We start from the raw sequence: 26447 nt of genomic DNA on the forward strand, positions 1-26447 counted from the left end.
GAGCCTGATGAGTCATCACAACCCAGACAACTCATAGAAACCACTCCATGTCCCCAACCGTGAGCAAGATCATCAATCGTGGGGCGACCCGTAACGTCGGCGACCGTCCGCACGGACGTCGTCCGACTGACGAAGGAACTGTCCAGGTTCCGGAGCCACCGGGCCGTCCGCGATCTGCAGCCTGCGTTGATCCGCGTGTCGCATACGGCTCAATGCTGACCAGGTCCGGTGGGCCACTCGGCGCGACCCCGTCATCTAGATGATCGGCACACAGGAGGCCGACGAGTTGTCCTGGATTGCCCGGCGATCGCATTCGCGTTCGCTCCGGTGTCCTCAACGTGTGTTGCCGCAATTCTGCGGAGACCGCCGCTCGAACATCCACTCTTCATGAGCGAAAGGAAATAGTCATGCCCGATGTCTTCGTCAATTACCGCACAGGGGACGAGGAGGCGACTGCGACGCTTATCGAACGAGAATTATCTCGCCGCTTCGGTAGCGAACGCATCTTCCGGGCCAGCAAGTCGATCTCCGGAGGGCAAGCCTTCCCACGGGAACTGATCACCGCCGTACGACGCAGCAGTGTCTTGCTGGCCGTGATCGGACCACGGTGGCTGGAGGCACGCACATCGGACGGCCGCCCCGCACTCGCTGACCCAAAGGATTGGATCCGTCGCGAGATCCTGGAGGCGTTCGGCAGTGGTGCCCAGGTCATCCCGGTCTTGGTGGGCCGTACCGACCGGCTCACCCGGGAGGCGCTGCCGCCCGCGTTGAGGCACCTGGCCGACTGTCAGTACCGGCGGCTGGACCACCGCAATGCGGAAGCCGACCTGGCACGGATCGGAAATGAACTCGCCCAACTTGTACCGGTGTTGGCACAGGCCGACCAGGCCGCTCGGCACAACGATGACGCACCGGTGGACTCCGAGCGCCACGGTAACCACTCCGGCGAGGTGCGAGGCACCCAGGTGCAGGCCCGCACCGTCACCACCCGGCAGCGGGGTGGCATCGGCAACGTCGGCCGTGACTTCTCTGGGACCTTCATCAGCGAACCGCGAGGCCCGCTCCATACCGGCAGTGGGGACCAGTACGACCTGCGGGACCAGTCCAGCGGTCCCCGGTTCACCGGCGATGGAATGGGGGTCAGTTATGTAGCCGGAGACAACTCCGGGAGCAACGAGCACTCGTCTGCGCCCCGGCACGGTGAGGGTGAGGAGCAGTGACGAGCGAGGGCGAAGGCGAGGAAGGCGCGCCTTGGAACGGCGCGTGGGTCGATGGCTCGCACAGCCGGGTCCACACGGGCGACGGGGCGCAGTACAACTACGCCTGGTACGTCATGGGTTCCGCCGAACGGCTGGTGCGGAAGGGAACCAACCGATGGCGGATCGTTCAAGACCACCGACTTCAGCTCAGCAGGTGTTTCGTGCCACCGATGGGACAGGTGGTTGCCGCCGAACGGCTCACCGCGCCCGGGGCGGTGGTGCTGCTCGACGGCGGGGTGGGGACAGGGCGGCGAACGGCGGCGACGATGCTGCTCCAGCACCTCGACACCGGCGCCGGAAGGTTCGAGGAACTCGCGGTGACCGACGAGGATGACGACCTGGACGCCTCTTCGGCCGACCGGTTCCTCCTCGACCTCTCGGGCGTGACCGACACCGAGTACTCCTCGGCCCAGCGCAACTTGGCACAGTACCGATCGGCGGTTGAGAAGTGCGGAGCGCGACTGGTCGTCGTGCTTCCTGCCGGGCGTGACCACCTGCTCGACACCGATCTTGTACCGCTCGTCGTACGGCTCGGCAGACCGCCCGCTGCCTGGGTCTTCGCTCGCCACCTGAAGACCATGGGCGTCGAGTTCTCGCCCGAGCAATTCGACGATGAGCGGTTGCACAAGCTCTTCCAGCGTTCCCCCATGGGCGAGTTGGCCTGGCTGGCCGAGTTGGTCCGCCGCGCCCGTGACAGCCGGGCGTACGGCACCACGGTTCCCGACTGGCTCGACGAGGCCATCACGGCAGTGACCGACCGGGCCGGTGCAGTGGCCCGGCAGATGGCCGCCCATCGGGACGCTCACCAGCGTGCCCTGCTGCTGAGCGCCGCCATGTTCAACGGTGCGACCGCCGATGCTGTGTTGCAGAGTGCTTACCTACTAATGGAGGTGCTCGACCACGACCGCGACGAGACACCGCGGCTGGCTCAGGCGGATCTCGGTGAGCACTTGAACACACTGGAGATCAGACGTGACCCGAGTGGTCGGGTCGGGTTCGAGCGACTCGCCTATGACGGAGCGGTACGGACGCACTTCTGGAACAACTTCCCGGACCTGCGCGAAGGCCTGCGCGACTGGGTCGGCAAGGCGGTGCTCCTTCCCGAACTGGCAGCTGAGGACCGTACGAATGTCGTGGCGAGGTTCGCCGAGCAGTCCCTTGCCGCCAACCGGCCGGACGACCTCTGTTGCTTGATCGAGGAGTGGACTAGTCCGGACCTCTCAGGTCGGCTGCGCGCGGAGGCGGCGGCCGCGCTGGAACTGGGGCTCAGCCATGATCGCCATGGCAGCAGGTTCCGGTCACGCGTCTACCGGTGGACCACCGGACCACGGTTGTCGCCCGACCTTGCGGAGGTACTCACCGACGTCTGCCACCAGGTGCTAGCTGCCACTCATCTAGACCAGGCCCTCGTGCGGCTCCGCCACCTGGCCTTGGGAACCGCGGGCAGACAAGTCTGGTCGGCCCGTTCGGCACTGCTTGAGCTGGCCCGGGGCAACGTAAGTGCGTACCAGAAGCTCGTCGACCATCTGGTCCGTAAGCCGACTGCGGTCGGCACGGCGCTCCTGCGTGACGCGCTGGACCCGGCAGAACTGCGCGTCGTCCCGCATTGGCCGACGGTGGCCCTCGCGTGGCACGCCGTCATGGTGGCCGGCACGCCGGACAACTGGGCGCCACTGGTGCACCGTTGGCTCACCACTGTCCATGCGGACCGGAGTTGGGCCTCCGGACTTCAGGCGCTGCTAGTAGCCGCGGCGACCGACACCAGCCTGCTCAACCGGCTGTATGCCATCACCTGTGACTGGGCAGCGGCCGACTCCCTGGGTGCCGCAGACGGCGGTACGCCGCGGGCGCTGACCGCCGATCAGTTCTGCCAGAAGATCGACCTCGCGCAGGGCGTCGACACCAGTGGTGGCGGCGTGCCGGATTCGGGAGCGCACACATGAAACGCGATAACGCGACTACGGCGGCGGCCTCGGGGTTCGCGGGCTGCCTGCTGCTCGTCCTCCTCGGCGGTCTGATGCAGTGGCCGCTGTGGCTGTGCATCTTGCTCCCCACCCTCGTGGCCGGGGTCACCCTGTTCCTGCTGAAGCGACCTGTCGACTCGGTTGGTCAGCCTCAACAGGGCACCCCTCCACCGCCACCCCCTCCTGGCGACGAGCCGTATCAGTGGATGTACTTGGACAGCGTGCAGGTCGCGAGTGCGGTCGCGGACTACTCCTTCCATCTGTCCGCTACGGTGTGGTGGCGGATGACGGCCCATCACCACGGTTTCCTGCACGCCAATCCGGCAGGTTTGGCGAACGCGGCGATCCTGCAGCGTGCCCGAGCCTTCGTGGCCTCCGCCCATCCAGGGGAGAGCGATTGGGGCGAACACCAACTCGCCGCGATGCTCGGGGCGCCCGCACAGGACGACTCGGGTCTTGTCCTCGCTTACGCGACCGACGTACGGCTGTCTCTGGCCGAGGCCGACCGAGAACGCCTCGCCGAGCAGGCGAGCCTCCGCAAGACGGTCGAGGCCTGGGAGCACAGCCGCCAGTACGAGCGCAACAAGCGTGCCTACATAGGAGGCGAGGTGCTCAAGTCCCCGGGCAGCGCGGTCGTGTGGTGGCTTGCCCGGCACGACGAAGAGGTCGAACGAGCGGTGGAGATGATCGGTCCGCTCGCCTGTCTTTCGGCGGCCGCCAACGATCTGGAACTTCCTGACTCCTTCCGACACCTCGTCTCATCCTTCGAGGACAACGAGGTGGCCGATCCGCCCGGCGGGCACAGTCATCCAGCCACACCGGACGTGCCGCCACCGAGCAGGCCACCCACCGGTGGGATGAGAGCGGAGCGGTTCGCCGAGTTGTTGGACGAGATCGACTTCCCCGAGGGATCAGCCGAACGTGCCGCCTACTTGGACCGCATGGCACGCGTCGCGGAGAACATGGGCAGCCCCGTGACCAGTGCCCGGCTGCGCGCCTACCTGTCTGAGCTTCGGAAGCCCCGATCCGATGGCGAGGCGCCAGCCGACACACCAACGGAGCAGCATGACGGCCCAGACACCGTCCGCCGAGCCGCAGACGGTGGCAACGAGGCGCCGTATCGCAGGGTTTGGGCGACGCCGTATCAGGCGCCATTCGCAGAGGCTGCTACTGAGGAATCGCCGGCTGGCCAAGAGAGCTCGGGCAGTGAAGAGACGTCGCGCGCCGACGATGGCGCAGTGACCCATACCGAAGCCGAAGGAAGAGGAAGCCATGACCGCTCTCCGTTCGATGGGCCTGATGAGTTCCGTTGACACATGGGTGGGTCGCGTTTGTGCGGACGAGAGGCTCTGCCTGCACCGTGCCTCGGACACCTGCGACCCGGTCGAGCATCTCGACCTTTTCGCCGCAAGGGCGGCGGTGTCCCCTTGGGCTGCCGATGAGGAAGTGCGACGCATGGTGTGGACATGTCTGGTCCGGCTCGCGCATGCCGAGGAGGACGGCATGGCGAGCCGATGGCCGGTGATCACCCTATGGATGGTGCTTCCGCAGTTGACGCGCGGCTCCCGCACCATTGCCCGGTCGCTACGGGCCGAAGTCGCCGACGTCCACTCGGCCATGGTCGCGGGGTTCCTTGCTGGCCTCCGCACGCTCGACCCGGACCGGCAATCAGATGTCGGGACCGCGCTCATCAGGCACGCCTTTGCCGCCGGGTGGCGGGTCGGCCGGCGGCCTGCCGCGGAGATACCCACGGAGGAAGTGGGCCTGGCGCCGGCGGCCGGTCTGCAAGGGGACCCGGAGCCGAAACCTCAGGACACGTTCCACGTCATCCCGGTGACGTGGCTTTCGTCCGACCTTGCGCAGCGGATCCAAGGCGAGCGGTTGGGGGCCCTGGCCGAACACCTCGGACTGATGGACCACGTTCGTGACCAGCGGAGGCGCCTGCGGACCCGCCGGCGGCAGGCCCTGCCGAGGGCGCATTCCGCATCTGTGAGGGCGCAAGAGACTCTCGACCTGCCTTGGGGAGGTGCGGGATGACCCGGCGCAGCGACGACACCATCACTCTCTCCGAGGCGTTCGGGCTGCCAGACGCGGTGAGCTTGGTCTTCGCCGCCGGCCTGTTCGGAATGAGCCGTTCCACGGCGTATCGGAGGGTCCGGCGAGGCGAGTTCCCTTGTGCCGTGGAGAAGGTGGGGCGCAGATACATGGTCACCATGAACGCCCTGCTGCGCGGCCTCGGAATCCAAGACGTCCGAATCCGCCCTGATGACATGGAGCGGGGTGCCACTCACGCACGGCAGGAGTAAACCCGACCGAATGCGTGCGGGCTTGACGGGGTGGACTGCGGGAGCTCCTCCGCCATGGCGCTCAACCCCCGTGTCTCTCCCGCCACTTGAGGGCGTGTTCCTCGATGTCGTAAGGGGTGAGGCCCAGCGGTGGGCCGTCCTGGGGGGCGGCCAGGGCTGCCCGGATGCGGTCGTTGATGTCCGTGAGGATGCGGCGGAGGGCGGCCTCGGTGGGGGCGTCGGCGGCGGCCGTCAGCGCGTCCTCGGCCTCCTTGCGCAGGACGAGGCTCGGCGGGAGGAAGGAGAGGTGCTCCCGGTGCATCTTGTCCCTGATCCACCAGGTCTCGTCGTAGGGCCGGTCGAGAGCGGGGAGTGGCTTGCCGAAGCCGGGGAGGCGCTCGAAGGCGCCCTGCTCGGCCGATTCGCGGATCTGCTTGTCGACCCAGCTCTCGAAGCTGACGCCGGGGGGTTTGCGCTCGGTCATCGTGGGGCCTCCCGAGATGTGGCCGGACGGTTCCCGCTCTTTCACGGTAGCGCAGTGCCACCGGCCGCCCGGGCCCGGGACGGCCGGTCAGCCGTCCCCGGGGCCGAGGCTCTCGGCGGGCCGCGGGGTCGGCTGGACGAACGGGAAGGCGTTGTTGCCGCCGCACACCATGGGGCCGACCTGGACGCCCTCGCCGACCAGGGTCACCATCACCAGGCCCGGTGGCTTGCCCCCGGGGACGCGGGCGTTGGCGGCGGTGCACACCAGTTGGTTCAGCGAGGCCGGGTCCACCAGTTTGGCGTTGACCGGCAGGGTGATGGTGACCCGGCCCTGCCCGGTCGAGGCGGTGAGCGGGGCGGGGAACTTGGGCACCACGCTGGAGAGTCCGCGCATCCGCTCGGCGTGGTTCGGCCCCTGCGTCAGGAGGTCGAGCGCGCCCTGCGGCTCCAGCGGCTCCTTCGTCCGACGGGTCGCCGAGTGCAGCCCGTCCGGGCCGTAGAAGAAGAGCTGCACATCGGCCGGGGGTTTGCCCGGGCCCCGCACCCCGGACGCCGGTTCGCCGGCGTCGATCACGTCGGTGGGCTCGATGCCGCAGCCGGCCAGGGCCGTGGTGAGCACCCCGGCCAGGGCGACCAGGCGGGCGGTGGTGCGGTGCGCGGTCAGGCGTCGGGCGGTCATGCGGTGTCGGTCCCCTTCCCCGGGCCGGCGGGATCGTCGGTGGGCGGGTCGGCCGGTGCGTCCGTGGGCGCGGCGGGTTCGTCGGCGGTCTCGCCGGGCGGCGCCTCCTCGTGGCGCAGCGGCAGCTCGACGGTGAACACCGCACCGCCCTCGGGGGAGTTGGCGGCGCGCAGCGCGCCGCCGTGCAGCCGGACGTTCTCCTGGGCGATGGCCAGGCCCAGCCCGCTGCCCTCGGACCGGGCGCGGGCCGAGTCCGCCTTGTAGAAGCGGTCGAAGACGTGCGGCAGCACCTCGGGATCTATCCCCGGGCCGGCGTCGCGGATCTCGATGCGGAGCGTGGCGTCGCCCGGCTCCGGCGCGTGCAGCACCACCCGGACCGGCTCGCCGCCGTGGTGCAGCGCATTGCCCACGAGGTTGGCCACCACCACGTCGAGCCGGCGCGGGTCGAGCCGGGCCCGGACGTCGTCCGGCAGGTCCGCGGTCACCCGCTGCTGCCAGGCGCGGGCCTGAAGGGTCTTGCGGATCGTCTCGGCGACGTCCACCTCGTCCAAGTGGAGCGCGGCGGCGCCCGCGTCGAACCGCGAGACCTCCATCAGGTCCTCCACCATCCGCGCCAGCTTCCCGGTCTCCTGGCTGATCAGCCGGACCGCGGAGGCGGTGTCCGGGTCCAGCGAGTCGGCGTCCTCGTCCAGTACGTCGGTGACCGCGGACATCGCCGCCAGGGGCGTGCGCAGCTCGTGCGAGACATCGGCCGCGAACCGCCGGGAATTGGCCTCCATGCGGCGCAGCTCCGCCATGCTCTCCTCCAGCTTCGCCGCCATCTCGTTGAACGTCCGCGACAGATCGGCGAGTTCGTCGGCGCCCTTCACCTCCAGCCGGGTGTCCAGCTTGCCCTCGGCGATCCTCCCGGCCGCCTGCCGCAGCCCGCGGACCGGGCGCAGCACCCCGCGCGCGGCGATCAGCGGCAGGATCACCGCCAGCGCGAACGCCGGCAGCGCCCCGCCGCGCGCCGCGCTCACCAGCGCCTCGACGTTGGCCTCCTCGGCGCGCAGCGGCAGTTGGGCGTAGACGGTCAGGGGGGAGGCCGTGTTGTCGGTCTGCCGCACCGGCATCCCGATCAGCAGCCAGGGCGAGCCGTCCCGGTCGATGCGCTGGAAGGCCGGCACCCGGCGCTTCTCCACCGACGACTTGAAGCCGGCCGGCACCACCATGTCGCGCCGCAGCCCGCCCTCGTCGCTGTCCGGGACGCCGTTGTAGTGCACCGAGATGTCCCAGTCCCGGGACTTGCCGGAGCGCTCCAGTTGCACCCGGAAGAAGTCCAGGTCGGACCGGGACGGCGGCACCGCCAGCTCCGGCGCCAGCGAATTGATCTGCGCCCGCAGGTCGTTGACGGCGGTGTCCTGGGACCGCTGGAGGATCGCGTTCCGCGCCTCGCGGTAGGTCAGGCCGGCGGTGGTCAGCGCGCTGACCGCGGCCACCAGGAGGAACGCCACCACGAGCCGGGCGCGCAGCCCGCGCACCGCGGAGGCACCCGACAGCAGGCGGCGCAGGCGGCTCACAGTGGTCCGAAGCGGTAACCGAAGCCCCGCACGGTCTGGACGTACCGGGGCGAGCGCGGGGTGTCCTCTATCTTCGTCCGCAGCCGCATCACGCAGGCGTCCACCAGCCGCGCGTCGCCGTGGTAACTGTGCTCCCAGACGTGCTCAAGCAGTTGTTGGCGGCTGAAGACCTGGCCCGGGGTGGCGGAGAGGAACAGCAGCAGCTTCATCTCGGACGGCGCCAGCGCCAGGTCCTTGCCGCCCTTGCTGACGACCAGTCCGGCCCGGTCGATGGCCAGTTCGCCGTAGGTCTCCACGGGCGCGGGCCCCGGCTCGGTGGCCGGGGCGCCGTCGGCGGGCAGCGCGGTGCGCCGCAGCACCGCCCGGATACGGGCCTCCAACACCTCGCCGCGGGCCGGCTTGACGATGTAGTCGTCGGCCCCGGCCTCCAGTCCGAGGACCACGTCGAGGTCGTCGCCGCGGGCGGTGAGCATGATGATCGGCAACTGGCGCTCGGCCCGGATGAGCCGGCAGATCTCGAAACCGTCCTTGCCGGGCAGCATCAGGTCCAGCAGTACGATGTCCGGGCGGAAGGCCGGCAGCGCCGCCAGGCCCTCCTCGCCGCTGGCCGCGGCCGCGACTTCATGGCCGCGCCGCCGCAGGGCGAGGGACACTCCGTCGCGCACGGCAGCGTCGTCCTCGATCAGAAGTACACGTGGCATGGGTCCAGTATCAATAAGTTTCATGATGGATCCGTAACAGGAGCAGCCTGTCCCGAGTCCTGTGCATCTGTGGGGGTGCGAGCGGCGTCCGTGCTTATGGGGCACACAAGCCGCCGGCAGACACAGCATCGCAGTACAACGAGGGGCGGGTTCGACATGGCAGGGCGCTTCGGCAGGGGACGGCGCTTCGGGATAGAGAGCGGCATCATCGGCGTGGCCACCGCGGCGGTGGCCTCAGCGGCGGCGGTGGGGGCGTTCGCGCTCCTCCAGCCCAGTGCCGAGGCCGACGTTCCCCCGGCGAAGAAGCCCGCCCAACCGCCGCGCACCGCACCGGTCGACCCGTCCATCGTGCACGCCTCGGACCGCCCCGGCCGCAGCCTCAACATCACCATCGACGACGGCCCGGACCCGACCTGGACCCCGAAGGTCCTGGAGGTCCTCAAGGAGAACGGCGTCAAGGCGACCTTCTGCATGATCGGCCCGCAGGCCGCGGAGCACCCCGCCCTCGTCAAGAAGGTGGTGGCCGAAGGCCACCGGCTCTGCAATCACACCGTCAACCACAACACCGCCATGGACCACCGGTCCGAGGACTACCAGTCCCAACAGATACTCGACGCCCAGAAGATGATCGAGGACGCGGCCGGCGGCGCCAAGGTCGAGTACTACCGCGCCCCCGGCGGCGCCTTCACCCCCTTCAGCCGCAAGCTGGCCGCCGAGCACGGCATGCGCCCGCTCGGCTGGAACGTGGACAGCAAGGACTTCGAGGGCGGCAGCGTCGCGACGATAGAGTCCACCGTCCGCGGCGAGCTCCGCAACGGCCCCACCGTCCTCTTCCACGACGGCGGCGGCAACCGCGCCCGCACCGTCGAGTCGCTCAAGCACCTGCTGCCGTGGATGAAGCAGCAGGGCTACGGCTTCGGCTTCCCGCAGCGGTAGCCGACGCCCTCCCGCGAGCAGCCGAACGGGCCGGTCACCACCGGCCCGTTCGTCGTTCCGTCGCCCCGCGCGCCTCATGCCGCGCCGAACAGCTCCGCCAACTCCCGCTCCACGCCCAGGTACTCGTGCTCCCGCCCGGCCGGCACCGCCTCGTACGAGCGGGCCAGGAACCGCCGGACGTCCGCGGTCCGCAACTGCACCATGGCGATGCCCTCGTCGGCGTGGAACTCCATCAGGACGCGCTCCGGGCCCGACGGCCGGATCCGCACATCGCCCCGCCCGGCGGCGGTCCGCAGCCCCTCGGCGAGCAGGTCCCGGGCGAACGCCCAGTCCACCGCGGCGCCGTCGAGCGAGATCTCCGGGGGGAAGGTCATCCGCACGGCCAGCGGATCCGACCGCCGGTAGTGCAGCACCGCGGGCACCGCTTCGCCGACGGAGGTCGCGAGGAGACGGACCTGGACGGCTTGGTCGATGGCGGGGTGCATCGCGCGGCTCCTCACGGCTGGTCGGCCCGCGGAACGCGGGCGCGGTCAGCCTGTAGGACGGTCTGCCCGGCTCCGCCGTGCATACGGCGGGGGTGTGATCTGCGTCATGTCGACGCCGTCGAACCGTCCCGCCGCGGGGAGATGAGGAATTCCTCCAAGATGCCGGGGGCCGCCGACGCCGCGAAGCCGGGCGCCGCCCCCTCCGCGAGGTCCGGGATGCGGTAGCCCTCCTCGCCCGCCGCCACCGCCGCGGTGAGCGTGACCAGCCCGGCCCGCCGGGTGAACGGCGAGGTGGTGAACGTCCAGGCGGCCACCGCCTCGCGCCGCAGTGCCACGGTGTCCCGGCTGAACGTCCCCGAGCGGACGACCAGATGGCGCCCGGCGATCCCGTGCCCAAGGTTCCGGTACGCGTCCCGGGCCAGCCACAGCACCACCGGCGTCGTCAGTACCGCGTAGATCCAGGCGGCGTGCAGCAGGACCGGGGTGAACGCCGCCCCGAGGCCGGCCAGCAGCGCGGTGCCCGGCACCACCGCGAACAGCAGCCCGCGCACCCGCCGGCGGCGCAGCGCGACCCGCGGATGCGGGGTCAGCGCCACCCCGGGGTGGCGCGCCAACGCGGCGTCGGGGAAGGCGGATTGGAGCGTTCCGCCGGCCACCCGGACCGCCTCCCGTCGGGGTGCCGGCGGCAGCAGTCCGCTGCGCTTGCGGTTCTCCTCCCTGTTGCCCAGCCCGCCGGCCACCGCGCGCACCGTCGCCCCGCCACCGGCCCGCAGCAGCAGCGGCTCGCACAGCACCACGCCGCGCAGCCGGGCGCGTTCGACGGTCACCGAGCGGGTGGTCAACAGCCCCCGGTGCACCCGCAACGAGCCGGCGTCGGCCCACTCCAGGCGGTAGTTCCACCAGTTCTCGACGTAGAGGACGACCGCGCCCACCGAGCCGAGCGCGATCACCGCCAGCAGCGCCGCCGGTACGGTCAGCCACAGCATCCCGTTGCCGAACTCCGCGAACGCCCGCCGCACGAAGCCGAGTTTCCACGGCTCGATGCCGATCTCGTGCAGCACCCGGTAGGCCGAGCCGCCCGCCACGAACACCCCGCCGACGACCCAGAAGGTGAGCGGCGCGTACCGCAGCCAGCGCCAACTGACCCGGGCCAGCACCGGATCCTCGGTGCCCGCCCCGGTGGCCGCGCGGGCCAGCAGCTCGACGCGCAGCCGCTCGCCCTCGGCCACCGGCAGGGCGTCCAGCGCCAGTTCGCCGCCGCCGTCCCGGGAGCCCGCCGTGCCGGCCCGCAGCACCGTGACGCCCAGCAGCCGGTGCAGCGGCGAGGCGGTCAGATCGACGGTGCGCACCCGGTGCAGTGGCACGCTCCGCAGCCGCCGGGTGAACAACCCGCTGCGCACGTCCAGGCTCTCGCCGGTGACCCGGAAGTCGGTGCGCGCCCAACGGATCAGCGCGGCCACCGTGACCACCGCGAACGCCGCCGCGATCGCGCCCAGGGTGAACCACGCGCCGGCGGTGATCCGGCCGCCGGTGGCCAGCGCGGTCAGCGCCAACGACCCCAGCGGCGCACCGAGCCACCCGCAGTGCACCACCAGGGTGCGCGGGCTCAACCGCCGCCACCCGCCCGCTCCCTGCTCCCCGACGTCGGCCGCGCCGCCGCCCGGCCCGATGCCGTCCGCGGCCCCGTACCCGCTCATGCGGCATCCCCCGGCACGTCCTGCGCGACCTCGCCGATCCGGCGGGACAGCTCCTCCGCGTCCGCGTCCGACAGCCCGGCGATCTTGATGTCGCCGGCGGTCGAGGCGGTGGTGACCACCACCGTCGCCAGCCCGTACCGCCGCTGTATCGGACCGCGCACGGTGTCCACGGTCTGCACCCGCGACAGCGGGGCGATCCGCCGCTTCTGCCAGAACCAGCCGCCCGCCGCGTAGACCGCGCGCTCGCCCAACTCCCAGGCGTGCACCGCGTACCGCATCCGCGGCATCACCGCGAGATAGCCCACCGCCGGCAACACCAGCACGACCAGCAACAGCGGCCCCAGCCACGGCAGCGCGCCCGGGAAGAAGAGCAGCGACAGTGCCGCCAGCACCAGCGCGGTCAGCAGCATCGGACCGCTGAGCGCGAGCAGCGCCTGGAGCCGCCACCAACTGCGGGCGCGCGGATCGACGCGGTGGCGAGGCGGTCGCAGGAGCGGTGCGGCGTGCTCGGGCATGAGGGTTCACCGTTTTCCAAGTCAAACGTATTGTGAGGCGGTACGTTATAACGGTACGGGCGACTTGTAAAAGTCGGCCGGTCAGCGGCACCGCCGGGAGTGGGCGCCGCGGACCGGAGCGCCGGACCGAAAGAGCCGTACAGCAGAAAGGACGCCGCCCGTGCCGAAAAAGGTGGATCACGAAGCCAGGCGTCAGGAGATCTCCGCGGCGCTCTTCCGGCTCGCGAACACCCGGGGTGTGGACGGGGTCAGCCTGCGCGACGTCGCCGCCGAGGCCGGCATCTCCCTCGGCCGCATCCAGCACTACTTCCGCACCAAGGACGAACTGCTGCTGTTCGCCCTGCGCCATATCAACCAGATGGCCACCGAACGCATCCGGCGGCGCATCGAGGCCCTGGCGGAGGAGCCCACGCCGCGCACCGTCCTGCGCGCCTGCTGCGCCGGGATGCTCCCGCTCGATCCGGAGAGCCGCGCCGGCCTCCTCGTCGCCGCCGCCTACTACTCCCGCGCCGTCCACGACCCCGCCCTCGGCGCGGAGGCCCGCGACGGCATCCCCAAGCTCCGCGACTTCTTCGCCGACCAGCTACGCCTGGCCGCCGCCCGCGGCGAACTCCCGCCCGAGCGCGCCACCGAGGACGAGGCCCTGCTGCTGATCAGCCTCACCGATGGGCTGGGGTCCTACGTGCTGCTGGGCGTCCACGAACCGGAGAAGGCCCTGGAACTGTTGGACCGGCATCTGGGGCGGTTGTTTGGCGCGGGGGGCGACGCCGCGGGGGGCGTGGCGGAGTGACGTGGGGAGGGCGCGAGGGAGGGGCGTGAGAGTGCCGCCTGCCGGCTCAGTGTCGCGCCGCGCGCTTCGAAGCGCCGGCTGGGGCGCGCCCCCCGAGCCGTTCGCCGTCCTCCCTGCGCCCTGACGGCGAGCCCTGGCGCCGCCCCTGACGCCTCCGCTGACGTGACGTCAACTCGCCCGTCGGCCGGCTTTCCGCGCTTTCCCGCCATCCGGCTCGGCCCGTACGCGCGCTCTGCCATCCTGTCGTCCGACCGTCGCGCGGAACCCGCCCCGCCGCAGCCCGGTGGGGCGGGTTCCGCGCGTCACCAGCACGACCAAGGGGAGGCGGCAATGCCGTACATCGGGGAGACCTGGCGGGTGGAACGGGGTGCGGACGTGGTCGGTGAGATCACCATCACCGAGGCGGGCTTCCCCTGGCTGAACGGCCGTTTCACCCCCGGTCCGGCCTTCGCCGAACTGGAGCCGCACTTCGCCCGGGAGCTGTCGCTCATCGACACCCTCGACGAGGACCTGGCCGCCTGGGAGGACGCCTACGCCCGCGCCAGCGACGGCGTCCGGCTGGTCGCCCCCGCCGGCCCGGTGGCGGAGTTCCTGCTGCACATCGAGGACGACGCGGCGTGGTTCCGCTGGAGCGACGAGCCGTTCCCGGTGGAGTAACGAGGGGCATCAACGGGCTTGGTGACGATGCATCAGATGACCTCTCGCCCCCACTCGGTCCAGTCGACCCGACCGACTCGACCGGCCACCCGACTGATCGGTTCGATCCGATCAATCCATGAGGCCGGCCAGCCGGCCCTCCAGTACCACCAGCAACTCGCCCAGTGCCGTGGACAGTTCCTCCTGGCGCCGCTCGCCGATCCCCTCCAACAGGGCCGCCTCGTACCGCAGTTGCTCGGGCAGCAACCGGTCGATGATCTCCCGTCCCTCGTCCGTGAGCGAGAGGTGGGTGACCCGCCGGTCGCGGTCGTCCGGCCGACGGCGGAGCAGCCCGCGCTGCTCCAACTGCCGGACGCGTTTGGTGACCGCCGCCCCCGAAGCGAAGGTCTCCCGCGCCACCCGGCCCGGGGTCAGCTCGCGGCCCATCCGCCGCAGCGTGGCAAGGACGTCGAACTCGGGCCGGGTCAGCCCCGCCCGCCGCAACGGTGCGTCGGCCGCCTGCTGGAACAGTGCGGAGCAGCGGTTGAGCCGCCCGATCACCGCCATCGGGCCGGTGTCCAGCCCCGGGTGCACCTGCTGCCACTGGCGCATCACCCGCGCGACGATGTCCTCGGTCACCCGCACTCTCCTCTCGGCCCCGTCCGTCCGGCCGGAATCCCGGTCGCTCACCGCACTCAATTGTGCCTGCCCGGCGGCGCGCCGAGGGGGCACGGGGGTCCAGGGGCTGAGGAGGCCGTCAGGCGGCCAGTGCCGGCGCGGACAGCCGCCGGACCAGAGCCGCCAGCGTCCGGTGCCCCTGCTGCTCGGCGTGGGCGATCCGCTCCTCGGGAAGCGCCCGCTGCCACCACTCGCCGGACGCCACCTCGACCGCCTCCCGCAACTCGACGAGCGAGCCGGCCAGTCGATCCCGCGCCCAGCCTGCCTCGCGCGGGGCGTCGGGGGTCGGGGATGGGGGAGGGGTGTGAGGTGAGTGGGTCGGCCTGGGGAGTGGGGCGGCGTCGGCCGGCACCGGTCGCGGCCCGAAGCCGTCCGGCCTCGGTAGCGGCCCGGCCCCCGCTGTCCCGGTCCCCATCCCCGAGCCCACCCCCGAGCCCGCCACCGTGCCCGGCAACCGCCCGGCAGCGCCCGCCGCCAGCAGTCGGGAGGCCGCCTCCTCGGCCCGGGCGACCCCGGCCAGCGCCAGATCGATCCGGTCCGCGGCCCGCCGGTTGGTGACCAGTACGCAGCACACCAGCCCGACCGCCGCGCCCACCACGGTGTCCAGCCACCGGTCGGCGATCAGCGTCCCGGCCGGCATCGGCCGGCCGAACTCCGTCAGCAGCAGCGCCATCGGCGTCACGCACACCGACCCCAGCCAGTAGTTCCGGCTGATCATGGCCTCCGCGCCGAGTTGGAACGCCAGCGCCATCACCACCATCGCGACGTGCCCCGTGTGGGTCACCGGCAGCACCACGGTGAACAGCGCCAACCCGAGCAGGTTGCCGAGGGTGCGTTGGAACGCGCGCTGCCAGGAGAGCGTGGTGTTGGCCTGGTAGATCGAGGCCGCGGTCACCACGGCCCAGTACGGATGCCCGACCCCCACGGCCATCGAGGCCCAGCCGGCCAGGACGCAACCCACCGCGACCCGCGCCCCGATGGGCAGCAACGGGGACCCGGGCCGGAGCCGGCCGACCACCGCCCGCACGCCCCGCGTCCGGTCCGGTGTCGGACGCCGGAGCCCGGGCCCGCTACCGGCCTCCAACGCCATGCCGGGCTCCAGCGCCACCCCCGACTCCCAGGCCACGCCCGCCAGTTCGGCGGCCTCCGCTGCGGTGAGCGTCACCTCCGGCAGCGGCCGCCCGCCGCGCAACTCCCGCGCCCAGCCGCTGAGTCGGCCGCCCTCCGCAGCCGGGTCCGGCGGGGTGCCGCCCAACGCCGACTCCGCCCGCACCAGCAGCCGTTCCCACCCCGCCCGGGTCGCCGCCTTCTCCGGCGTACGCGCCGGGACCAGGAACAACGTGTGCCAGGCCGCGTTCACCGCGGCCGCGGTGGCATGCCGGGCATGCGCCACCCCTGCCGGCTCCGCGCCAGCGGTCGACGAGGCACCGCCGGCCTCAGCCTCCGCCCGCGCCCGCAACAGTCCGGCGGCGGCCTCCAACGCCCGCGCGGTGGCGATCCGTTCCGGCCCCCGCGGCCGCACCAGCGCCGGCGCCATGCACACCAGCCACGCGAACGCCCCCGTGGCCAACGCCAGCCCCGCATGCGGCAACACGTCCGCCGGCCGCTGCGGCACGAAGAACGCCGAGGCCGCGATGAACGTCAGGATCAGATTCCCCGGCGGACCGATCCGCGACGCGTCGCACACCATCTTGTGCACCGCGGCGACCAGCGACGCCAGCACCACCAACACCGCGGCCGAGGTGACCAACGACGCCGCGGTCAGCGCGACGGCCAGGCTCGCCACCATCCCGAGCACCACCCACGACAACGCCCGGGCCCGCGCCGCGTACGGCAGACCGTGCGCGTACAGCGCGCACATCGCCCCCGCCGACGTGTAGAGCACCAGATCCAGCCGCCCCAACCCCAACAGCACCAGATCCGGCACGCCCAACGCCACCACCGCACTCAGCGCCGGCTTGTGCCACATGTCAACGGGCCGCCGCAATCGCACCGTGCTGCGCACCGGCAACGCCCGAACCCGCACGGCCCCCGCCCCACTCGCCGCCCCGGCCTTCTTCGACGTCTCGTCGGACACCTGGCCGACTGTCTCGTCCGTGGTCCGCTCCGTCCTCCACCACCCCGTGGCCCTGGCGCGCTTGGCATGCTTCCCCATGCAAAAACCTTAGCAGGTGTTTTACTAGTAAAAGAAATGCCTGGATCTCACCGCACCTCCCCACCACGCGACAATGTCCCCGTGCCAACCCCCAGGACCCTCAAGCCCACCGAACGGACCGGCGACATCGAGACCGTTCCGGAAGCTGGAGGTGCCGTGGGCGTCGAGGGCGCAGGGGGCGCCGCGCACGCCGGGAGCGCTTGGCGGGCCGAGAGCGCTCGGAACGTCGGGGGCGTCGAGGGCCGCGGGTGCGTCGGGGCACCGAGAGGACCGGGCCCGCCTGGAGTCTTGCGAGTGCCGGGTGTGTCCGAAAATCCTGCCGGGTCGGGAGCGCCGTGAAGGCCGATGAACGCCAAGGGTGCAGGGGCGTCGGGTGTGTCGGAGCAGGCGCGTCGAAGAAGGGCTGGGGCGTCGAGGACGCCCGGACCCTCGTGAAAGTCGGCACCACCACGCCCGCCGAGGACCGGAAGGAACCTGCTGCCAGTCGGAAGAGGGTCTGCTGGGCACTGGTAGTGGCCCGTCGAGAGTCGGAAGCGACCTGTCAAGGAGAGGAAGAGGTCCATCGGGGGCGGGCGCGGGGCAGCCGAGAATATTGAGGACGCAGGGAGCATGGGGAGCGCGGAGAACGTGAGGGGCGGAGTGGGAGACATGGAGACCACGGGGGTTACGCAGAGCGCCGGGGGTGCGGTGAGCGCGGGAGACGGCGCCAAGGCCACGAGCGGCGCGGAAGGTGTGAAAGGCGTGCGGGGTGCGGGTGGCGTGAAGAGGATCAAGGGCACGGAGGGCAACCAGGGCACCAGCGGAGTCAGGGACACCGGCAGCAACGCCGGTTCCGCCAGCGCTCGGAGCGCCAAGCCCCCCAACAGTCCCCAGCGCACCAAGCCCGCCCAGGACGCTGAGCCTGCCAAGGGCACTGACGGCACCAAGGCCACCAGGAGCACCAGGAGCACCAAGACCATCAAGACCGCCAAGAGTGCCGGGAGGGCGGCGACTACGTCCCCTGCCGCCGCCACCTCCGCCTCACCGGACCGCCGACGCGAACTCCTCGACACCGCGGCCGAGGTGTTCGCCGCGCAGGGCTACAACGCGACCACCGTTCGACAGATCGCCGACGCCGCGGGGATGCTCGCCGGCAGCCTCTACTACCACTTCGATTCCAAGGAATCGATGATCGACGAGATCCTCGCCACCTTCCTGGACGAGCTCTGGGCCGGCTACGACGCCGTGCTGGCGTCCGAACTCGGGCCCCGAGAGACCATCGAGGCCCTGGTCACCGAGTCCTTCCGGGAGATCGACCGGCACCGCGCCGCGGTCGCGATCTACCAGAAGGAGGCCCAACACCTCGCCGCCCAGCCACGGTTCGGCTATCTCACCGAATCCCAGCGGAAGTTCGAGCGGGCCTGGCTCGGCACGCTGGAGCGCGGCGTGGCCGAGGGAGTCTTCCGCTCCGACCTCGACCTCCGGCTGGCCTACCGCTTCCTGCGCGACACGGTCTGGGTCGCCGCGAGCTGGTACCGACCGCAGGGCCGACACAGCCCCGAGGAGATCGCCCGCCAATACCTCGCCATGGTCCTGGACGGCATCGCCCTCCCCGACTGACGCCCACGGGGACGTCCCCGCCACCCCACAAACCACGAACGCACCGCGGTCCCCGCGGCCAAGCGGCACCCGTTCAGGACCACCCACGCTCGCGCCCGGCCGCGCCCAGCGGCCCGCCCCTGGCCTGCCCTAACAGGGCACGTTCTTCACATAGAGGGCCCGCGGCCCAGCGGCCGTCCCGTACAGCACGTCCTTCGTCACGCCCTGCGGGAGCCGCCCGCGCCGGTCCGCGTGCTGCGGGACGACGATGGTGTAGCAGGCCGGTCGCTTGGCGCACAGGTTCGTCAACCGGACGTAACGCTGCTCGCCCCGGTCGAAGAACGCACGCACCGTCACGCACCGCGGTACGTGCTCGGCGGCCATCGCCTGCGGTGCCGCGGCGAGCGTCAGCGAGGCGCCGCACACCGCCCCCGTCACCGCTATCGACAAGATCTTCCGCATCCGCTGTCCCCCGCTCACTACGCCGGGACGGCGCACCGCCCGGCCCTCACTCGGCAGGCCACTCCGCCCCACCCGCGTCTCCCCAGACCACTCCACTATCGCGCCAACGGCGCCGGAACGCCCGGGACGTCCACCACGCCTATCACGCCCACCTAGGCATCGGCCCCCGCCCTGTCGCCCTGGGCTCCGCCTCATTCTCCACACCCGCACCCCGGATTTCAGCCCCCGATGGTCACCCGGGGTTCACCCACCCCATAGGCACGCCAGCGCGAGCGCCCAGCCTGCCGCCCCACCGCCGCCAGGCCGCCCGGCTCCTTTGGCCAACCTCGTCAGCACCCCCACATCCGTGCTGCGCTGCCCCCGTGCCCCCACCCCGCTCATAGGCGCGTCACCCATGCCGCACAGATCGACGTCGCGACGTCGCGACGCCTCAGCGTCTCGTCGACGACCCGGCGATCAAGCTGCTGAACTGAACGCCCCGCCCCCGCCCCCGCAACAATCACTTCTCAGTCGTTGCCGGAGGGGCGGGCCGCGATCACCTTCACCCCGCGCTCCGTGAACTCCCGACGCGTCTCCTCGGACACCGCACCATCCGTGATGAGGGTGTCGAAGACATCCGCGTCACCGACCCTGGCGAAACACCGCTGACCGATCTTCGACGAGTCCGCGACGATCACGGCCCGCCGCGCGCGCTCGGCCATGAGCCGGTTGATCCGGGCCTCGGCCTCGTCGTGCACCGTGGCCCCCATCACCGGATCCACACCGTTGGCCCCGATGAACGCGATATCGATGGAGATCTGCTGGAGCACCAACTCGCTGAACGGGCCCACGAGTTCATACGAACGGGAATGCGCAACGCCACCCGTGAGCACGATCTTGATCTGCGGCCGGACGGCCAGCTCGTTGGCGATGTTCAGCGAATTGGTGACGATCGTGAGCTGGGGTTGCGGGTCCGACTCCGCGAAGTCGGACCGGGTGGCGAGCACCCGCGCGATCGCGGTGGTCGTGGTCCCCCCGCTCAGCCCGACCACGTCGCCTCGCTCCACCAGCCGCGCCGCCGCCTTCGCCACGGACTCCTTCTCCGCCGACCGGTGCCCGTGCTTGTACCGGATCGGCAGGTCGTACGCCACCGAACTCAGCACCGCCCCGCCCCGGGTGCGGATCAGCAACTGCTGCTCGGCGAGGGCATCCATGTCGCGCCGCATCGTGGCCGCCGAGACCTCCAGCTCGGTCGCCGCCTCCTCGACATCCACCCGGCCCCGGTCCCCGAGCAGCTCAAGCAGTGCGTTCATTCGTTCATGGCGCTTCATGGCGCGAGCCTAATTCGTTGCCCCAACCGCAGCGCTCCCCGGCCCACGGACACCTGCTCACCTCCACCAGCCGACCCGTTCCCCGACCCCGCTCGCGGCAGCCGGGCATGCGCGTCGAGGCCAGCGCGATCGGGTCGGGGTCGCCTCAGCCACTCCCACTCACCCCCGAGCCGTGGTCTCCGCCACCCGGAGTTCCGCGGGGGCCGTCACCGGAGTGTTCAGCACCTCCAGCAGTCGGGCCGCCTCCTGTGCGACCGCCTCCCGTGCGGGCTTGAGGTACTTGCGGGAGTCCACCAGCGACGAGTCCGCGTCCAGCGTGCGCCGTATTGAGCCGGTGAAGACGGAGACCAGGTGCGTGGAGATGTTGATCTTCGTCATGCCGGCGGCGATGGCACGGCGGAGCTCGTCGTCCGGCACGCCGGAGGAGCCGTGCAGGACCAGGGGGACCGGCAGCGTGGTGCGCAGCGCCGCGATCAGCTCCTTGTCCAGTTCGGCGGTGCGCTCCCGCATCGCGTGCGAGGAACCGACGGCGACGGCGAGCGCATCCACGCCGGTGGCCTGGACGAACGACAGGGCCTCGGCGGGGTCCGTGCGCGCTCCGGGCGCGTGGACGCCGTCCTTCCCGCCGACCTCGCCGAGCTCCGCCTCGACGAAGGCGCCCCGTTCGTGGCACCAGGCGGTGAGGGTGGCGGTCGTGGTGACGTTCTGCTCGTAGGGGAGGGCGGAGGCGTCGATCATGACCGATCTGACGCCGGCCGCGATGCCCTGGTGGACCAACTCCGCCTGGGTGAGGTGATCGAGGTGGACCGCGATCCGGGCCGTGGACTCCTCGGCGAGGGCGAGAGTGGCCCGGGTGAGGGGCAGCAGACTGCCGTGATAGCGGATGCAGTTCTCGCTGATCTGGAGGATCAGCGGGCGGTCCGTGCGCTCGGCGGCGGTGACCAGCGCCTCGGCGGTTTCCAGATGGATGACGTTGAAGGCCGCGGCGCCGACCCGCGCGTCACGCGCGGCATCGACGATCGATGCGGTGGGGACGAGGGGCATGTGTCCTGACTCCCTTGTGGAACCGGTCGGTTGAGGTCGGGGAGGGGAGGAGGGAGGGGTGAGGTCGGATGGTCAGGGGGTGGCCGGTTCCTGGAGCATGACGGAGCGGGTGAGGCTGCGGGGGTTGTCCGGGTCCAGGCCGCGGGCGCGTGCCCGCTCCAGGGCGACCCGCTGGACGAGAACCAGGTCGGCCAGCGGATCCCGGTCGTGGGACACGAAGTGCGCCCCGGTCCGTGCCACGTCCGCCTCCAGGCCCTCCGGTGCCGGCCCGAAGAGCCAGGTGACCCGGCCGGGGGCAGCTATCGAGATCGGGCCGTGCCGGTACTCCATCGCCGGGTAGGACTCGGTCCAACTCTGCGATGCCTCCCGCATCTTGAGGGCCGCCTCGTTGGCCAGGCCGTAGGTCCAGCCGCTGCCGAGGAACGAGAACTGTTCGGCGTCCACCCACTCCTGTGCCACCGGCGCGGCCAGTGCCTCCTCGGCGTCGTCCACCGCGCGCGAGACGTCGTGGCCCAGTTGCGCGCGCAGCAGGGTCAGTGCCGTGGTCGCGAAGCGGGTCTGTACCACGGACTGCTCGTCGGCGAACGGCAACTCGACCGTCGCGTCGGACAGTTCGACCGCCGGCGTCTCCGGGTCGCCGAGCAGCGTCACCGTGGGGATCCGGCCCCGTACCGCCTCCAGCACCCGCAGTACCTCGGTCGTCGTGCCGGAGCGGGTGATCGCCACCACCGCGTCGTAGCCGCGGTCGCCGTCGAGGAACGCCTCCGACGCGGGGAAGGGGTCCGTGACGCCCAAGCCGGCGCTCTCGCGCAGCGCGGCGTAGGACTGGGCCATGAACCACGAGGTGCCGCAGCCGACGACGGCCACGCGCTGGCCGGCCTTGGGCAGTGGCCCGCCGGCGGCTCCGATGCGCGCCGCCTCCCGCCAGGTCTCCGGCTGGCTGCGCAGTTCCTGCTCCATGTACGAGGTCTCGCTCATGGACGCCTCCCGTGGTGCGTGATCCCTGATGGGGATGGGTGATGGATGGTGCGTGATTGAGTGCAGTATTGCAGTCGTGGTGCAACTTTCTGCTTTGCTGATGCCGACTCTACGCATGTTCGCGCACTCGTTCCATCCCTCGTGCGGGTGATCGCGGTAGAGGGGTTCTGCAGTTGGGTGTCTGTGTAAGGGAGTTGAGGGATGTGGCGTGGCGTAGTGGGGAAGGGGAAGTGGGTAGTTCATTGTTGACAGGTGCGTGAAAGGTGCCTGATATTCGCAAGATCGGTCATGCGGTCCGGGCGTGACCGTCGACGTGGCGCCCCGGCGCCCGTCACGCAGTACGCAGCAATGACGCTCCGTCGCACTAAGGACTCCCCATGTCCACTGCCCCGCTCTCCGCACCACGCCGCGCCGGCGGCCTGTTCGCCCTCACCGGCGCCGTCGTCGGCGTCATCTACGGCTATGACACCGGCAGCATCTCCGGTGCTCTGGTGTTCCTCAGCAAGGACTTCGGCCTCACCGAGACCGAAAAGGGACTGGTCAACAGCATCCTGGTACTCGGGTCGATACTCGGCGCGATGTTCGGCGGCAAGTTGGCCGACGTGCTGGGCCGCAGGGCCGCGATGCTGATCGTCGCCAGCTCGTACGCGGTCTTCGTCGCCCTGTCCGCGTTCGCCCCCAACGTCGTGGTGCTCGACGCCGTCCGCTTCCTGCTCGGCATCGCGATCGGCATCTCCATCGTGGCGGCGCCCCTCTACGTCGCCGAAGCGAGCCCGGCCCGCATCCGGGGCGCCTCCGTGGCCGCCTACCAAGTGGCCACGGTCGTGGGCATCGTCCTCACGTACTTCGTCAACTGGGGCCTGTCCGGCGGCGGTCACTGGCGCTGGATGCTCGGCCTCTCGGCGATCCCGGCGGCGATCGTCCTGATCCCGCTCTTCCGGCTGCCGGACACGCCCCGTTGGTACGTCCTCAAGGGGCGCGACGAACGGGCCGTCGAGGTCATGGCGAGGACCGACCCCGAAGCCGACGCGCGGGCCGAAGTCGCCGCGGTGCGTGCCGCGTTGACAGCGGAGAGCGGCGGCTCGGCGCGTTCGCTGCTGCGCAAGCCGTACCTCCGCGCCGCGCTCTTCGTCGTCGGCCTCGGCTTCTTCTGCCAGATCACCGGCATCAACGCCGTGACGTACTACAGCCCGCAGATCTTCGAGCAGATGGGCTTCACCGGCAACGGCCAGAACTTCCTGCTGCCGTCCTTCGTCGAACTCGCCTCCCTGGTGGCCACGGTGCTGGCGATCCTCATCATCGACCGCCTGGGCCGCCGGATGGTGCTGCTCACCGGCATCGGCACGATGGTGGTGATGCTCGCGGTCCTCACCGTCGTCTTCAGCGCGGGCGAGCTGCACGGCACCACCACCTGGGTGGGCTTCGTCGCGATCCTCCTCTTCACCGCCGCCTTCAACTTCGGCTTCGGGTCGCTGATCTGGGTCTACGCGAGCGAGGCGTTCCCCGCCCAGTTGCGCTCCATCGGGGCGTCGGCGATGCTCACCGCCGACCTGGTCGCCAACCTCCTGATCGCCCAGTTCTTCCCGTCGCTGATGACGAAGCTGGGCCCCGCCCCGACCTTCGCGGGCCTGGGCGTGCTCGCTGTCGGAGCCCTGGCGTTCGCCGCGTTCACCGCGCCCGAGACCAAGGGCCGCCAACTGGAGGAGATCCAGGACTACTGGCGCAACGGCGGCCGCTGGCCCACCGCGTCCGCCGCCGGCACGGCCGACCCCGGACCGCTGGGCAATTCGGCCGCCTCCCCGGCCGCGCCGTCATAGCGCGCGCCAGGAGGAGCCGCGGTACACCGCGCGTCCGTAGCCAGCACGCGGCCCGGCCCGCCGGACGGTTCCGGTGGGCCGGGCCGCGGCGTGGACGGGGGCGTCAGGACGGGAGTTGTTCCCGGTACTCCGCCAGGGCCGGCGCGGTCTTGGTCGCCACGAACTCGGTGATCCGGTACGTGCAGACGCCGGCGCGCACGAACGGGTCCTCGGCCGTGAGCTTCTCCACGGTCGCCCGGTCGGTGCCGGTGGCGATGATCACGCCGCCGTCCCGGGGGTTCTTCCGCCCGGAGGCGATGAAGTGGCCGGCGTCGTAGCCCCGTTCCAACCAGGCCACATGGTCCTGAAGGGCGGCGTCGACGCGGTCGAGGGGCGCGGTGTAGGTCAGTTCCAGCACGAACATGACAGCAAATATAGAGCGCGGGCCGCGGGCCGCCCGCGGCGCACCCGCCCGGCCGGCGGTTCGGTAGCGTTGCCGGCACCATGGACACTCCCGCAACCATCTCCCGCGCCGACGAACTGCGGCACTGGCCGGCGGACGAAGCCTCGGCCCGCGCGGTCCAGGACCGGCTGCGCGCCCGCGTACGGCTCGACGAGGCCGGTCCTGAGCCGGGCTTCGAAGGCACCGTGGTCGGCGTCGACGTCGCCTACGACGACGAGCGGGACGTGGTCGCCGCGGCCGCGGTCGCCCTCGACGCCCGCACCCTCGCGGTCGTCGACGCGGCCACCGCCGTCGGCCCGGTCGCCTTCCCGTACGTCCCCGGTCTGCTGGCCTTCCGGGAGATCCCGACGGTGCTCGACGCGCTGGACCGGCTCGCCCGTACGCCCGGCCTGGTGGTCTGCGACGGCTACGGGCTGGCCCATCCGCGGCGCTTCGGACTCGCCAGCCACCTGGGGGTGTTGACCGGACTGCCCACCATCGGGGTCGCCAAGAACCCCTTCGCCTTCCGGTACGAGGCGCCGGGCCCGGAGCGCGGCGCCACCTCCCCGTTGTTGGACGACCGGGCGGCGGGCGGAGTGCCCGAAGAGGTGGGACGTGCCGTGCGCACCCAGAAGGGCGTCAAGCCGGTGTTCGTCTCCGTCGGTCACCGGGTGGATCTCGACCGGGCGTGCGCGCACACGCTCCACCTGGCCCCGACCTACCGCCTACCGGAGACCACCCGGGCCGCCGACTCCCTGTGCCGTCAGGCGCTGGCCGGCGCCTGACGGCTGGTCCGGCTACCCGCGGACGACCCGGAACGTGATCCCGGCATCCTGGAGCCGCCGGGTGAGCGCGTCCCCCATGGCCACCGCCGGCGTCACCTGGCCCGCGGTGTCCGGGAGTTCGTCGAAGGCCAGGCTGAGCGCCCCCTCGGCGAGCATCTTCGCGGTCTCGTCGTAACCGGGGTCGCCGCCCGCGACCTCGGTGATCAGGCGGGTCCCGCCGCCCGAGGCCACGAACCGCACCGCGAACCAACTGCGCGCCCGCCGCTCCGGGGCCGGCCCCTCGCCCGGTTGCAGCCAGCCGGACAACCACCGGCGGGCGGGCGGTACTTGGGCGAGGGCGGCCAGCGCCCCTGCGCCCACCATCCCGGCGACCGCCGTCGGCAGCCTGCGCACCCCCGCGTAGTGCCGGTACCGGAAGTCCGGGCCGTAGTCGTCGAGGGCGGTCGCCGAGCGGGCCACGACCCGTGGGTCCAGGGTGGGCAGCGGGATGCCCCAGGTGCGGGTCTCGCGGCTCCGTACGGGCGGCCCGAAGGGGGCGCGCACGCTGCGGCCGGCGGGCGGCGCCTCGGACCGCCGGCGGGCCCGGGCGACCCGCGCCATGGCGGCCGGCCGCCCGACCGCGGTCAACGCGGAGGCCAGAGTGCCGCCGGAGAACGACGCGTTGGTCCGCACGAAGCCGTCGATGCGCAGCGGGACGCCCTTGGGGAGCAGCCCGACCGTGTAGTGCACGCCCAGGTCGTACGGGACGGAGTCGAAGCCGCAGGCGTGCACGAGCCGCGCCCCGGACGCGCGGGCGGCGGCGTCGTGGCGCAGGTACATCCGGTCGACGAACTCCGGCTCGCCGGTGAGGTCCAGGTAGTCGGTGCCGGCCTTGGCGCACGCCGCGACGAGCGGTTCGCCGTGCAGCAGGTAGGGCCCGACGGTGGTGGCCAGGACGCGGGTGCCGGCGGCGAGGGCGCGCAGCGACTCCGGGTCGGCGCTGTCGGCCCGGAGCAGTGGCAGGTCCGCGCAGGCCGGGTTGAGGGCCGCCAACTGGTCGCGCAGGCGCTCCAGTTTGGCGGTGCTGCGGCCGGCGAGCGCCCAGCGGCAGTCCGCGGGGGCGTGCCGGGCCAGATAAGTGGCGGTGAGCGCGCCGGCGAACCCGGTTGCTCCGTACAGGACGACGTCGTGGTCCCGTCCCGAGGTGTCGTGCCGTGGCATCTGGGTCCTCCCTGGTCCGAGGTCCGGACC

At 71.5% G+C, this 26447-nt stretch carries 26 protein-coding genes; 11 read left to right on the forward strand and 15 right to left on the reverse strand.

What is annotated here, in order from left to right; genetic code table 11:
- Positions 1 to 407 precede the first annotated feature (407 nt).
- The 5 genes from ACIQU6_RS36525 to ACIQU6_RS36545 are packed head-to-tail and all read left to right on the forward strand — an operon-like array spanning position 408 to position 5529.
- Positions 408 to 1220, forward strand: coding sequence for a toll/interleukin-1 receptor domain-containing protein (locus tag ACIQU6_RS36525; RefSeq protein ID WP_403486038.1), 813 nt, complete (start codon positions 408 to 410; stop codon positions 1218 to 1220).
- Positions 1217 to 3202, forward strand: coding sequence for a hypothetical protein (locus tag ACIQU6_RS36530; protein ID WP_403486039.1), 1986 nt, complete (start codon positions 1217 to 1219; stop codon positions 3200 to 3202). Before ACIQU6_RS36525 ends, ACIQU6_RS36530 begins: the two co-directional genes overlap by 4 nt.
- The gene (locus ACIQU6_RS36535) at positions 3199 to 4536 is read left to right on the forward strand and encodes a hypothetical protein (protein ID WP_403486040.1); all 1338 of its coding nucleotides are present in this window, start codon (positions 3199 to 3201) and stop codon (positions 4534 to 4536) included. Before ACIQU6_RS36530 ends, ACIQU6_RS36535 begins: the two co-directional genes overlap by 4 nt.
- On the forward strand, positions 4496 to 5260 hold the full coding sequence (locus ACIQU6_RS36540) for a hypothetical protein (RefSeq protein ID WP_403486041.1): 765 nt from the start codon (positions 4496 to 4498) through the stop codon (positions 5258 to 5260). The genes ACIQU6_RS36535 and ACIQU6_RS36540 overlap by 41 nt, the downstream gene beginning before the upstream one ends.
- Positions 5257 to 5529, forward strand: a complete 273-nt coding sequence (locus ACIQU6_RS36545; RefSeq protein ID WP_403486042.1) for a helix-turn-helix transcriptional regulator — start codon at positions 5257 to 5259, stop codon at positions 5527 to 5529. Before ACIQU6_RS36540 ends, ACIQU6_RS36545 begins: the two co-directional genes overlap by 4 nt.
- A 61-nt stretch (positions 5530 to 5590) precedes the next feature.
- On the opposite strand, the gene ACIQU6_RS36550 is transcribed toward ACIQU6_RS36545, so the two are convergent.
- The 4 genes from ACIQU6_RS36550 to ACIQU6_RS36565 all read right to left on the reverse strand — a co-directional run bounded on the left by ACIQU6_RS36550 (position 5591) and on the right by ACIQU6_RS36565 (position 8930).
- Positions 5591 to 5992 carry a DUF1992 domain-containing protein gene (locus tag ACIQU6_RS36550; RefSeq protein ID WP_403486043.1) on the reverse strand — a complete coding sequence of 134 codons (402 nt, stop codon included), beginning with the start codon at positions 5990 to 5992 and terminating at the stop codon, positions 5591 to 5593.
- Between the two features lie 87 nt (positions 5993 to 6079).
- A complete protein-coding gene (locus ACIQU6_RS36555; RefSeq protein WP_403486044.1) occupies positions 6080 to 6670 on the reverse strand; it encodes a hypothetical protein in 591 nt (196 codons plus the stop codon).
- A complete protein-coding gene (locus ACIQU6_RS36560; protein WP_403486045.1) occupies positions 6667 to 8229 on the reverse strand; it encodes an ATP-binding protein in 1563 nt (520 codons plus the stop codon). The genes ACIQU6_RS36555 and ACIQU6_RS36560 overlap by 4 nt, the downstream gene beginning before the upstream one ends.
- Positions 8226 to 8930 (reverse strand): response regulator transcription factor, encoded by a 705-nt coding sequence (locus tag ACIQU6_RS36565; protein ID WP_274912338.1) that lies wholly within the window; start codon positions 8928 to 8930, stop codon positions 8226 to 8228. The genes ACIQU6_RS36560 and ACIQU6_RS36565 overlap by 4 nt, the downstream gene beginning before the upstream one ends.
- A gap of 156 nt (positions 8931 to 9086) precedes the next feature.
- Here ACIQU6_RS36565 and ACIQU6_RS36570 point away from each other — a divergent pair, with 156 nt between their 5' ends.
- Positions 9087 to 9866, forward strand: a complete 780-nt coding sequence (locus tag ACIQU6_RS36570; RefSeq protein ID WP_403486046.1) for a polysaccharide deacetylase family protein — start codon at positions 9087 to 9089, stop codon at positions 9864 to 9866.
- A gap of 74 nt (positions 9867 to 9940) precedes the next feature.
- Here ACIQU6_RS36570 and ACIQU6_RS36575 read toward each other — a convergent pair whose 3' ends face one another.
- From ACIQU6_RS36575 to ACIQU6_RS36585, 3 genes are all read right to left on the reverse strand, one after another.
- Positions 9941 to 10351 (reverse strand): SsgA family sporulation/cell division regulator, encoded by a 411-nt coding sequence (locus ACIQU6_RS36575; protein WP_403486047.1) that lies wholly within the window; start codon positions 10349 to 10351, stop codon positions 9941 to 9943.
- Between the two features lie 104 nt (positions 10352 to 10455).
- Entirely contained in the window at positions 10456 to 12048 is a 1593-nt protein-coding gene (locus ACIQU6_RS36580) for a PH domain-containing protein (RefSeq protein ID WP_403486048.1), read from the reverse strand.
- Positions 12045 to 12563 carry a PH domain-containing protein gene (locus tag ACIQU6_RS36585; protein WP_376562689.1) on the reverse strand — a complete coding sequence of 173 codons (519 nt, stop codon included), beginning with the start codon at positions 12561 to 12563 and terminating at the stop codon, positions 12045 to 12047. The genes ACIQU6_RS36580 and ACIQU6_RS36585 overlap by 4 nt, the downstream gene beginning before the upstream one ends.
- A 160-nt stretch (positions 12564 to 12723) precedes the next feature.
- On the opposite strand from ACIQU6_RS36585, the gene ACIQU6_RS36590 reads away from it, so the two are divergent.
- Entirely contained in the window at positions 12724 to 13353 is a 630-nt protein-coding gene (locus tag ACIQU6_RS36590; protein WP_403486049.1) for a TetR/AcrR family transcriptional regulator, read from the forward strand.
- Positions 13354 to 13683: 330 nt separating this feature from the next.
- Positions 13684 to 14010 carry a hypothetical protein gene (locus tag ACIQU6_RS36595; RefSeq protein ID WP_403486050.1) on the forward strand — a complete coding sequence of 109 codons (327 nt, stop codon included), beginning with the start codon at positions 13684 to 13686 and terminating at the stop codon, positions 14008 to 14010.
- 111 nt (positions 14011 to 14121) lie between these two features.
- Here the strand turns inward: ACIQU6_RS36595 and ACIQU6_RS36600 are convergent, their stop codons facing one another.
- On the reverse strand, positions 14122 to 14628 hold the full coding sequence (locus ACIQU6_RS36600; protein ID WP_403486051.1) for a MarR family winged helix-turn-helix transcriptional regulator: 507 nt from the start codon (positions 14626 to 14628) through the stop codon (positions 14122 to 14124).
- A gap of 118 nt (positions 14629 to 14746) precedes the next feature.
- Positions 14747 to 16636, reverse strand: coding sequence for an FUSC family protein (locus ACIQU6_RS36605; protein ID WP_403486052.1), 1890 nt, complete (start codon positions 16634 to 16636; stop codon positions 14747 to 14749).
- A gap of 1143 nt (positions 16637 to 17779) precedes the next feature.
- Between ACIQU6_RS36605 and ACIQU6_RS36610 the strand changes: the two genes are divergently transcribed.
- The gene (locus ACIQU6_RS36610) at positions 17780 to 18421 is read left to right on the forward strand and encodes a TetR/AcrR family transcriptional regulator (protein ID WP_403486074.1); all 642 of its coding nucleotides are present in this window, start codon (positions 17780 to 17782) and stop codon (positions 18419 to 18421) included.
- Positions 18422 to 18550: 129 nt separating this feature from the next.
- Here the strand turns inward: ACIQU6_RS36610 and ACIQU6_RS36615 are convergent, their stop codons facing one another.
- From ACIQU6_RS36615 to ACIQU6_RS36630, 4 genes are all read right to left on the reverse strand, one after another.
- The gene (locus ACIQU6_RS36615; RefSeq protein ID WP_403486053.1) at positions 18551 to 18862 is read right to left on the reverse strand and encodes a hypothetical protein; all 312 of its coding nucleotides are present in this window, start codon (positions 18860 to 18862) and stop codon (positions 18551 to 18553) included.
- A gap of 506 nt (positions 18863 to 19368) precedes the next feature.
- The gene (locus tag ACIQU6_RS36620) at positions 19369 to 20172 is read right to left on the reverse strand and encodes a DeoR/GlpR family DNA-binding transcription regulator (protein WP_403486054.1); all 804 of its coding nucleotides are present in this window, start codon (positions 20170 to 20172) and stop codon (positions 19369 to 19371) included.
- Positions 20173 to 20331: 159 nt separating this feature from the next.
- Entirely contained in the window at positions 20332 to 21216 is an 885-nt protein-coding gene (locus ACIQU6_RS36625) for a class II fructose-bisphosphate aldolase (RefSeq protein WP_403486055.1), read from the reverse strand.
- 72 nt (positions 21217 to 21288) lie between these two features.
- Positions 21289 to 22194 carry an SIS domain-containing protein gene (locus ACIQU6_RS36630; protein ID WP_403486056.1) on the reverse strand — a complete coding sequence of 302 codons (906 nt, stop codon included), beginning with the start codon at positions 22192 to 22194 and terminating at the stop codon, positions 21289 to 21291.
- A 377-nt stretch (positions 22195 to 22571) separates the two neighbouring features.
- Between ACIQU6_RS36630 and ACIQU6_RS36635 the strand changes: the two genes are divergently transcribed.
- Positions 22572 to 24011 carry a sugar porter family MFS transporter gene (locus ACIQU6_RS36635; RefSeq protein ID WP_403486057.1) on the forward strand — a complete coding sequence of 480 codons (1440 nt, stop codon included), beginning with the start codon at positions 22572 to 22574 and terminating at the stop codon, positions 24009 to 24011.
- Between the two features lie 103 nt (positions 24012 to 24114).
- Here ACIQU6_RS36635 and ACIQU6_RS36640 read toward each other — a convergent pair whose 3' ends face one another.
- Positions 24115 to 24414: a YciI family protein gene (locus tag ACIQU6_RS36640; RefSeq protein ID WP_376569561.1), complete on the reverse strand. Its 300-nt coding sequence runs from the start codon at positions 24412 to 24414 to the stop codon at positions 24115 to 24117.
- Positions 24415 to 24494: 80 nt separating this feature from the next.
- On the opposite strand from ACIQU6_RS36640, the gene ACIQU6_RS36645 reads away from it, so the two are divergent.
- Complete coding sequence (locus tag ACIQU6_RS36645) at positions 24495 to 25217, forward strand: endonuclease V (RefSeq protein ID WP_403486058.1); 723 nt, start codon at positions 24495 to 24497, stop codon at positions 25215 to 25217.
- A gap of 12 nt (positions 25218 to 25229) precedes the next feature.
- On the opposite strand, the gene ACIQU6_RS36650 is transcribed toward ACIQU6_RS36645, so the two are convergent.
- Complete coding sequence (locus ACIQU6_RS36650) at positions 25230 to 26417, reverse strand: saccharopine dehydrogenase family protein (protein ID WP_403486059.1); 1188 nt, start codon at positions 26415 to 26417, stop codon at positions 25230 to 25232.
- Between the last annotated feature and the right edge of the window lie 30 nt (positions 26418 to 26447).

It is taken from the genome of Streptomyces sp. NPDC090442 (assembly GCF_044769405.1).
Lineage (GTDB): Bacteria > Actinomycetota > Actinomycetes > Streptomycetales > Streptomycetaceae > Streptomyces.